The sequence below is a fragment of the Sphingopyxis sp. genome, assembly GCF_035686825.1.
Classification (GTDB): Bacteria; Pseudomonadota; Alphaproteobacteria; order Sphingomonadales; family Sphingomonadaceae; genus Sphingopyxis.
The window spans coordinates 451803-460605 of record NZ_DASRYZ010000002.1 but is presented as its reverse complement, the minus strand read 5'-3'; the positions used below and the strand labels follow the sequence as shown (position 1 = coordinate 460605).

The 8803-nt window shown below is 64.1% G+C and carries 6 protein-coding genes; all 6 read right to left on the bottom strand.

Annotated elements, in window-relative coordinates; genetic code table 11:
- Positions 1 to 211 precede the first annotated feature (211 nt).
- A complete protein-coding gene (locus VFG17_RS03530) occupies positions 212 to 958 on the bottom strand; it encodes a response regulator transcription factor (RefSeq protein ID WP_325028078.1) in 747 nt (248 codons plus the stop codon).
- 74 nt (positions 959 to 1032) lie between these two features.
- Positions 1033 to 2328 (bottom strand): erythromycin esterase family protein, encoded by a 1296-nt coding sequence (locus tag VFG17_RS03525; RefSeq protein ID WP_325028077.1) that lies wholly within the window; start codon positions 2326 to 2328, stop codon positions 1033 to 1035.
- Positions 2328 to 3938 (bottom strand): serine hydrolase domain-containing protein, encoded by a 1611-nt coding sequence (locus VFG17_RS03520; RefSeq protein ID WP_325028076.1) that lies wholly within the window; start codon positions 3936 to 3938, stop codon positions 2328 to 2330. The genes VFG17_RS03525 and VFG17_RS03520 overlap by 1 nt, the downstream gene beginning before the upstream one ends.
- Positions 3935 to 4996, bottom strand: coding sequence for a DUF1611 domain-containing protein (locus VFG17_RS03515; RefSeq protein WP_325028075.1), 1062 nt, complete (start codon positions 4994 to 4996; stop codon positions 3935 to 3937). Before VFG17_RS03515 ends, VFG17_RS03520 begins: the two co-directional genes overlap by 4 nt.
- Positions 4993 to 6495, bottom strand: coding sequence for an amidohydrolase family protein (locus tag VFG17_RS03510; RefSeq protein ID WP_325028074.1), 1503 nt, complete (start codon positions 6493 to 6495; stop codon positions 4993 to 4995). Before VFG17_RS03510 ends, VFG17_RS03515 begins: the two co-directional genes overlap by 4 nt.
- 40 nt (positions 6496 to 6535) lie before the next feature.
- On the bottom strand, positions 6536 to 8677 hold the full coding sequence (locus VFG17_RS03505) for a TonB-dependent siderophore receptor (RefSeq protein WP_325028073.1): 2142 nt from the start codon (positions 8675 to 8677) through the stop codon (positions 6536 to 6538).
- Between the last annotated feature and the right edge of the window lie 126 nt (positions 8678 to 8803).

The following is an 8803-nucleotide window of genomic DNA, read 5'->3' as shown; positions in this document are numbered from 1 at the left end:
CTCCGGCCGCCCGCATTCCGACAATCAAATCAAATTGATTCATACCTTCTTACAAAAAGATAAACGAGTAACGTCAAATCTTGAAAATTCGCGAATAAGGCGAATCACCTTACAAGATTTTACAATTGCAGATGTAGGATTTAGTAGGTTCCTACCTTTACCTACTATTCCAAACGCCCCAACGCAGCGAGTCTCTCTGTTTACATCTTTGTCATTTAGGCTGGATGGACTTTTCGCGATCAGCGCCCGAGTGCTTGCGCCGGTCGATGCGCAAACTTCCGGAAAAGAGATATCCGGTTCCATGGACGGTCTGAATCGGGACGGCGCGCTCTCCCAGCGCCCCCAGCTTTTTTCGAAGGCGACGGACAATGGCTTCGAGGTTGCGGTCGCCGGACCTGTCATGGCCGTAGCCGAGTTCCGTGCGAAGCTCGGACCGCGAGACCGCCGATCCCGGCTGCAACGCCAGCCGCCCAACGAACGACACCTCGGCGGCAGTGAGCTTCACGGCCTGGCCGTCAGGCGATTGCAGAATCCATTGCGACGGGTCGAAGAACCAGTCGGCTGGTCCGGCGCCAACATCACTCTCCGCTCGCTCGCCGCGGACGATGCGCCGTGCGACATTACGCACAGCCTCGACCAATTCGTCGCCATCGACCGGTTTCAGCAAATAGAAATCAGCGCCGCTGCGCCGGAGTGCGAGGCGATCCTCGAGATCGCCGCGGCTCGTCATGAGCCCAACGCCCACCCGGCCCTTCTCGCTCAGCCAGGCCGCGATATCGAGGCCGCTTTCGTCAGGCAAATCGACGTCGATGATTGCGATATCATAGCCGTTTCCGGCCATGCCGCGATAGAATTCCAATGCGGTGCCGACGCTTTCCACATCGAAGGCTTCTTCGCGCAGTCGATCGGCCAAAGCATCGCGAACGCTGGTCTCATCGTCTACAATGATCAGGCGCATCCGGGCATCCATATTTATCTGTGACATGGAAATCATTTGCACCTGGCCGTGCGGCTGGGACGGTCCATCCATGATCACGGGAAAGAGATCAAGACGTCAAAAGCTTGCTGCGGAACGATCAGATTTTCGGTCGTGTAGTTGACGCTAATCGACTGCTCCTGCGACAGCCATTGCGCCGGCTTGCCGGTCGCCATGCGGATATCGACGAGAAATTGAGCCGGGCTCACTCGCTCCAACGCGGCATCCATCGTCCGCGGCCTTCCCGCACCGTTGCTCCTTGCTGACAAGCTGCTTCCAAGGATCAGGAGCTCACGCCCAAGCTTCCGGCGCAGATAGGCACCCATGGCCGAGGGTGGTCTTGCATAGACGGACCATATCCCCCCGCGGCTATTTCCGTTCATGACATGGCCGTTGTGCGCGAACAACAGGATCCGCCCCCGGGGGCCTTCGCGATCCAACGCCCATAGGGCATTGTCCGCCATTGCCGCGTCGCGTGCGGCGTCGGCGCGATAGTCCCCGGGGAGGAGCCTGCCTTCGGGATCGGGCACGCCGGACACATCGAAAAGACTTTGGAGTTGCTGCGCCGCGACGACATTCTGCCGCGCCCAGTCATAGTCCCTTTGAGAGGATGCAGCGACCAAAGCAGCCCGGTTTGTATCGAAGAATGCGAGAATGCCGGCAATCGACAGTCGAAGTTTCTTTCGCTCGCGGCCTGTCAGCGCGCGATAGGACGGGGCCGAGAAGCGACCCAGAAATGGCTCGATGTCCTTGCGCGGAGGCATCGAACTCGCGGGCGCCGCGCGGGCCAGATAATCGAGGCCTTCGTCGAGCGTAATGCGTGCCCGTGCCCAAGCGCCGTCCGCATCGCCGCCGCTCACATCGATGCCATAGACGGCGATCTTGCGAGCGTGCGCGGGGTCGAGATTATAGGCGCGGATCCACTCGAGCAGCTCGATATTCTCGGGATAGCGCCAGAAGCCCCAGGTAAAGCCGCTCCGCGCGACCTCGCGCACGTCCCCGGCACCGCCCGCCACATAATCGTGCAGCCGGCGCGATTCATGGAGCCCTGTCTCCAGCGCGATCGCCGTGAAGCCCTGCTCTTCGACAAGATAGCGGAAGAGGCAGTTGCGCAGCGCCAGCGGTTCGTGCGCGCCGTGCACCGGCTCGCCGAGCGCGACGACGCGCGCGGTCCCGAGCGACGCGGCGATTGCGCGATAATCCGCGCCCGCCTTGATCGACGCACAGGCCGGCAGCGGAGCCGCGTGCGCCTTCGCCCATGCGACGAATGCTGCATCATGTGGCGCAGCAGCAGCGGCCGGTATCGCCCCAAGCAGCGCTGCGAGGAATATATAGATCTGGCGAAGCGCCATCACGGCAGTTCGATGCGGTAGAGGGGCACCCCGTTCAGGAGAAGCCGCTGCGCCTCGCCTTCGGCAATTGTGTCGAATCGCAACCACTCGGGCGAGTATTCCGGGGTATCGAGCCGAAAGCGCCCGGGCCCATCCTCGACGAGCGGCATGGGGAGGCTGGAATCGGCATAGGACATCATGAGCTTCGCGCCGCGCGTATAGATACGCACGCTTGGCCCCTCTTCGCCATGGGCGCTATAGCGTCCGACAAGCGGCCGATAGGATGTCGGCGCGACCGGTGCCGGAGTCCCGCCTGCGCGGACGAAAGTCACATCCCCATCGACCACATCCGACACGACACCCGAGGCATCGCGAAAGAAGAGAAAGGAACGTGGTCCTGCCGGCGTCAGATGGGCGCCCCAACCTTCCCGCCCGATCCGCGCAAGCGGGAGGATATTGCTGCCATCGTCGACGAGAAGATCGCCCGAGGGCCCGGGCCGAAACTCCCGCACCTTGTCACCAGGGCCAACGAAACGGCCGGCAAAGCTATCGGCTTCACGCCATTTGAGGTCGGGCACGGGGTTCGGTGCGGTGCCGAAAAGGCGCGCGATGATCCGCTCGCGAAGCGCCCTGTCCGCAGGTCCGTTGCCGAGCATGACGATCCCCAGCCCCTTCTCCAGATGGACGGCGAAATAGGCCTGGAAGCCCATGATCGAGCCGGTGTGGAAGAGCATCTTTCCCCGCTCGGCAATATCGAAGCCGTAGCCATAATCGTCGCGAACCGGCGTGATCATGCGCGAGAAGGCGCGATCCGACAGCAGCCGGCCTTTCGGTGCCCTGCCCCGCGCCAGCAGCATCCGGGCATAGGCGGTCATGTCGGGGGCGTTCGAGACGATCGCGCCATCGGCCGCGATATGCTCGAACCAGGGCGCCACGACGAGATCGCCGTCGGGCGCGCGCTCATAGCTTGTCGCCATCTGTCGGCGCTGCCGGTCGTCGATCTGCGGGGCGGTCGCGGTCATGCCGAGCGGACCCAGGATACGCTGCTGCACGATCATCGGGAACGGCCGTCTGTCGGCCGCTTCGGCCGCATAGCCGAGCAGTTGATAGCCGGAATTAGAATACCAGAAATGCTCGCCCGGCGCATAGCGCCGCTCGAAACCGGCGAGCGCGGTGATGAGGAAGCGCATCGATGCCACGTTGGCGAGATAATTGGGAAGACCCGAGGTGTGCGACAACAGCGAAGCGCCGGTGATCGGCGCATAGCTGCTGCGCACATGAAAATCGGGGAGATAGCGCGCAATCGGCGCATCGGGGTCGAACCGCCCCTCGTCCGCCATCTGCATCAGCGCGACCGCCGCGAAGGATTTGGAGATCGACCCGATCGCGAAGCGCGTATCGCCTGTCGCTGCGATCCGCCGGTCGATGTCGGCATAACCATGGGCTGCGACCATGATCGATCGGTCGCGATCGGTGATCGCGACGACGAGCGCGCTGTCGCCTGAAGCGCCCTCGACCATCGCCCGGATGTCGGCAAGCGCTGCCTCGCGGTCCGTGCCGCCACCTTCCTTCGCCGCCGCCGGCACGATCGCCCCGATCAGGAAGGCAAGAAGAAGGAGCAGCCGGGTCATGCGAGGCATGCGTCGACGAGCCGATCGAACACCGGGCCGCCGCGCATCGGGTCGGCGACGACGATATTCCAGGCGCGCGCCAGCTCGGACATCGCAGCCTCGGCCTCTTCGGCGCCGAGCCCCGCCGTATTGAGCGAGACGCCCGCGCAGCGGACGCCGGGGTTGGTGAGCTCCGCTTGCTGGAGCGTCACCTCGATCGCGCGCCCGATCGACGGCAGCGGATAGTCGGGCAGACCGACGATTCGCTCGCGGCCATGCGCGTGACACAGCACCAGCACATCGGGTTGCGACCCGTGGAGCAGGCCGAGCGACACGCCGGCGTAGGACGGGTGAAAGAGCGAGCCTTGCCCTTCGATCACGTCCCAATGCGCAACATCGGCATCGGGGCTGAGCAACTCGGCAGCGCCCGCGACGAAGTCGCTGACGACCGAGTCGATCGGAATGCCGCGCCCCGCGATCATGATCCCCGTCTGGCCGGTCGCCCGGAAATCGGCATCGATCCCGCGGGCACGGAAGGCATCCGCGAGCGCCAGCGCCGTATATTTCTTGCCGAGCGCGCAGTCGGTGCCGACGGTCAGCAGCCGCTTGCCACTCCTTCGCCGCCCCGTAGCGATCGGCAGTCCCGGCGGCGGCGTGCGCACGTCGATGAGGCGACGCCCATGCGTTTCGGCTACTTGGCGAAGCTGCGCATTGTCGCCGAGCCGGTCGTGCGCGCCGCTAACGATATCGAGCCCCGCTTCGAGCGCCTCGACCAGATAGGGAATCCAGCTCTCGCGGATCGCGCCGCCGATCGACGCCGCCGACAGGACGAACGCGCGCGCGCCCGCCCCATGCGCCACGCTTGGCCCCATGACGGGAAGCCCGAGCGTTGCCGCGGCGCCTGCGCATTTATGCTCGCCGATGCAGAGCCCGGGCGCCCAATCGCGGAGACCGAGGCCGGTCTTGAGGAAGGTCGTGTCTGCCGCATCGCCGAGGAAGAGCAGATAGGGGCCGGGAAGGTTGAAACCTTCGGGTCCGGTTGCCGGCGCAGCCACGGGATAATCGATCGCGATGCTCATGATTTATACTTCGAATAGACGGGTCCGCCCGGACTGACGCCTTCGACGAGCGCGCCGTGATCGACGACCAGCACGCCGTTCACCATCACGTAGCGAAAGCCGTCTGAATAGCGGGCCGCGTCGCCATAGGTCGCGCGCGTTCCCACCGTGCGCGGATCGAACAGCACGATATCAGCGTCCATGCCCGGCTGGAGGCGGCCCTTGCGCTTCATAGCGGGAACGAAGGCTTCGAGCCGCCGAGCAGGCAGCAAGGTGATCTTGCCGAGCGCCTCGACCAGACCAAGCGTTCCCGCCTCGCGAACATAATGGCCGAGCAGGCGTGCGAAGGTGCCGGCCGATCGGGGATGACCGTTCGGCCCCTCGATCCGCCCGCCGTCGCTCGCAACCATCACCGAACTTTCCTTCAGCAGTGCCGCGATCGTCGCTTCGCTGTTCATGTGCATGATGACCCCGTCATCGCCGGTGCCGCGGCGAAGCGCGTCGAACTCAGCCTGCGTCAACCGCTTGCCCGTGCTGCGCGACTGGAGATCGCCGACCCCGACACCCCAGCGCTGTTCCCAGCCGGGATCGAAGAAATGGCTGCGCACCGCGTCGACCGACCCGCCCCAGGGATAGGTTTCGGTGGTGATATCGACGCCGCGCGTACGGGCGTCGCGCATCAGCGCGGCCATGAAGGGCGCATCGCGCATCGCCATGCTGTTGATATGCGCGACATGGATGCAGGCGCCGGTCGAGGCGGCATTCGCGATATTCTCCTGCACCGCTTCAAAGGTGCTGTCCGGTTCGACGAGGCTGCCATAACGAATATGGGTGAAGAGGCAGGTTGCGGTTTTCGCGGCAACCGCCGTGACGTCGAGCATTTCGCGGCGCGTGATCCCCGGGGCATATTGGGTACCGCTGCCGATCCCGATCGCACCCTCTCGCACGCCCTGTTCGAGCAGGAGATCGAGCCTCTTCCCCATCGCATCGGACAGCGGCGCATCGGCTTCCTTCGCCCCGAACTTCTCCATCGGATCGCGCAGCGCTGCGAGCCCCGCAGCGCCTTCGCCCTTCTGGATGAAATAGCGCAGCGCCGTGTGCCCGGCGCTGGTGCCATAGTTCAGGAGCTCGCGTCCCTGTTTCGCCTCGTACCAAGCCGGGACCGGCCAGGTCCCGATCTCGAGCTCGAGCCGCGTCGTCACGCCGTCCTTCGCCTGGTAGCGCGCCGCCTCGCGCGTTGTCGCGTGCGAGTGAATGTCGATGAAGCCCGGCGAGGCGACGAGCCCATGCGCATCGATCATGCGCCGTCCGTTAAGCGGTGCCTCGCTGATCGCGGCGATCCGGTCGCCGTCGACCGCGATGTCGCGCACCGCATCGAGCCCCGTTTCCGGATCGATCGCGCGCGCACCCTTATAGACGATGTCATGGACCACGCCGGTCTGCGACGCGGCGGCGGAAAGGTCCGCCCCCAACGCGGCGGCCGCGAGCAGCAGCGCTGCTGCCCGTCTCGGCCGCCCCATCGTCAAGATACGCCTCGCATGCGCCACGCCTAGCACAGGGTCAGAAATTCGCGCGGAGCGAAACCGTGACACTGCGCGGCTCACCGACGACATTGCCGTAGAACAGCGTCTGATAATTGTTCACGAAATAATGTTTGTCGAAGAGATTCTTGACGTTGATCTGCGCGCGGAAGCGCCCGAAATCATAGCCCGCCGATGCGTCGACCAGCGTGTAGGACGGGATATCGCGCGTCGCGCGGTCGATGTCGGTCTTCACCGAGTCGACGTAGCGGATGCCGCCGCCGACGAAGGCACTCCCGAACTCGTAGCTGGTATAGATGCTCGCCGAGCTCTTTGGCAGGAAGGTGATGGTCTTGCCAATCAGGGTCGGATCGTCGTCGCGCCGGATCGTCGGGTCGAGGATGGCGAGGCCGGCATTGACCTGCCACCCTTTCGCAATCTCGCCGACCGCTTGCAGTTCGAACCCGCGGTGGCGAACCTTGCCGATCGGCGCGTAGCGGTCGATGAGATCGATCGTCTGGTCGTAGCGAGCCTGGTTGGACTGCCGGACGTCGAACAACGCGCCGGTGAGGAGCAGGCGCCGGTCGGGCGACACGTATTTGACGCCGACCTCATATTGTTCGCCAGTGAGCGGCGCCAAGACGTCACCCGCCGCATCGATGAAGAGCTGCGGCTGGAAGGATTCGCTGTAGGATGCGTAGAAGTTGAGGCCGCGTACCGGCTCCAGCGTCGCAGCGAGGCGGAGGCTCGTCTGGCTGTCGCCGCTGAAATCCTGCCAGGGCCCGGTGCCCGACTGCTTGCTGACATCGGGTTTGGCCCAGGAGAGCCCCGCGAGCAGGGTCAGCGGTTCGGCAACCTTGATGTTCGCCTGCGTCGACAGGGTGAAATAGCGCAGACGGCGGTTCAGGCTGTAGTCGAAGATGCCGGGATAGGTGCGCGTGTTGAAGAGCGCCTCGATCGCATCGACGCCGTCGAAGATATTGCCGACATCGCCCTGCGGCGTATCGGGAATCGTGCCCGCCTGTTTCGTGTCATAGCTCTGGTAATTGGCGGCAACCGTTACGAAGCTGTCGGTCAGCCCGAGATCGTCGAACTTGTACACAGTCGAGAGGCCCGCGCTGAATGCCTGCGTAACGCTCTTCGTGATTTTGTTGATCGCGATGAAAAAGTCGCCGTTCGGCTGCAGATCATAGCCATAGCCGCTCTCGCCGGTCGTGTTCGAGCGGAGATAGTTGACCTTGAGGCTGACCGACAGCGCCGACGAGGCTTCCCAGTCGAGCCCGCCGTTCACGCGAACGACCGGGGTCACCAGGTCGAAATCGCCCGACCCGATGAAGAAGGAGCGGCCGACCGGCGCCGGCGAGCCGTCGGGCAAGGTCGGAATGCCGTCGAACGAGGTGCGGCGGTAGCGCTCGTATCCGCCGTGGACATAACCGGTCAGGCCCGGCGACAGCTCGGCGTCGATCCCCGCGTAGAGCACCGTCTTCGATGAATCGACGCGCTGCATGAAGCTGCCCGCCTCCTCATGGACGCCGATCCCGATCAGATTGACCGTGCCCGAAGCATTCAGCGAGGTCGCGGCCTGGCCTTCGATCCGCCAGCGATCCCACGAGCCGCCGAGCAGTTCGATGTGCGAGGGCGTGTTGGGTTTCGCGCCTTTCGTGACCTGGTTGATGATGCCGCCCGGGTTCGCCGCGCCATAGACCACCGAGGTCGGCCCCTTGACGATTTCGAGCCGTTCGAGGGTCGCGAAATCGGGTTCGTAATCGAGGGCTCCGACGTTCAGCCCGTCGATCGCGTTGCCCGCCGCAAAGCCGCGCAGCTTGACGATCGACGACGTGCCGCCGGGATTACCGTCGAACAGCGCCCCCGGCGTATATTGCGCGACATCGCCCAGCGATTTCGCGTCGGTCGCGTCGAGGAAGTCTTCGCTGACGAGACTGATCGACTGTGGAACCTTTTCAATCGGCACCGGAAGTCCGGTTGTGCCGCTCGTATCTTCGCTGAGGTAGCGGTAGCCGCTGACGACGATGGCATCGCCTTCGTTCGCATCGGTCTCTTGCGCGCTCGCCGTCGAGGGGGCGAGAGCCGCGGCCGCAACGGCGCTGCCTGCGCAAAACAAATGAAGCGCCCCGCGCCGGCGCTGGTGACGGAACTCATGCGGCTGTCGTATCATCGTCATCACACACCCCCTGGATCGGCAATCGATATGCCCGGTCTTGCGCCCGCTTTCGCACCGCATCGCCGAAGTACGACAGAATTAAGGCCTGTTGACATATTTCTGTCAATTGATAGTTTTGAACATATT

Excerpts from the sequence above, each read along its gene's own strand:
- VFG17_RS03530 (WP_325028078.1), bottom strand. The coding sequence starts at position 958 with ATGCGCCTGATCATTGTAGACGATGAGACCAGCGTTCGCGATGCTTTG.
- VFG17_RS03525 (WP_325028077.1), bottom strand. The coding sequence starts at position 2,328 with ATGGCGCTTCGCCAGATCTATATATTCCTCGCAGCGCTGCTTGGGGCG.
- VFG17_RS03520 (WP_325028076.1), bottom strand. The coding sequence starts at position 3,938 with ATGACCCGGCTGCTCCTTCTTCTTGCCTTCCTGATCGGGGCGATCGTG.
- VFG17_RS03515 (WP_325028075.1), bottom strand. The coding sequence starts at position 4,996 with ATGAGCATCGCGATCGATTATCCCGTGGCTGCGCCGGCAACCGGACCC.
- VFG17_RS03510 (WP_325028074.1), bottom strand. The coding sequence starts at position 6,495 with ATGGGGCGGCCGAGACGGGCAGCAGCGCTGCTGCTCGCGGCCGCCGCG.
- VFG17_RS03505 (WP_325028073.1), bottom strand. The coding sequence starts at position 8,677 with ATGACGATGATACGACAGCCGCATGAGTTCCGTCACCAGCGCCGGCGC.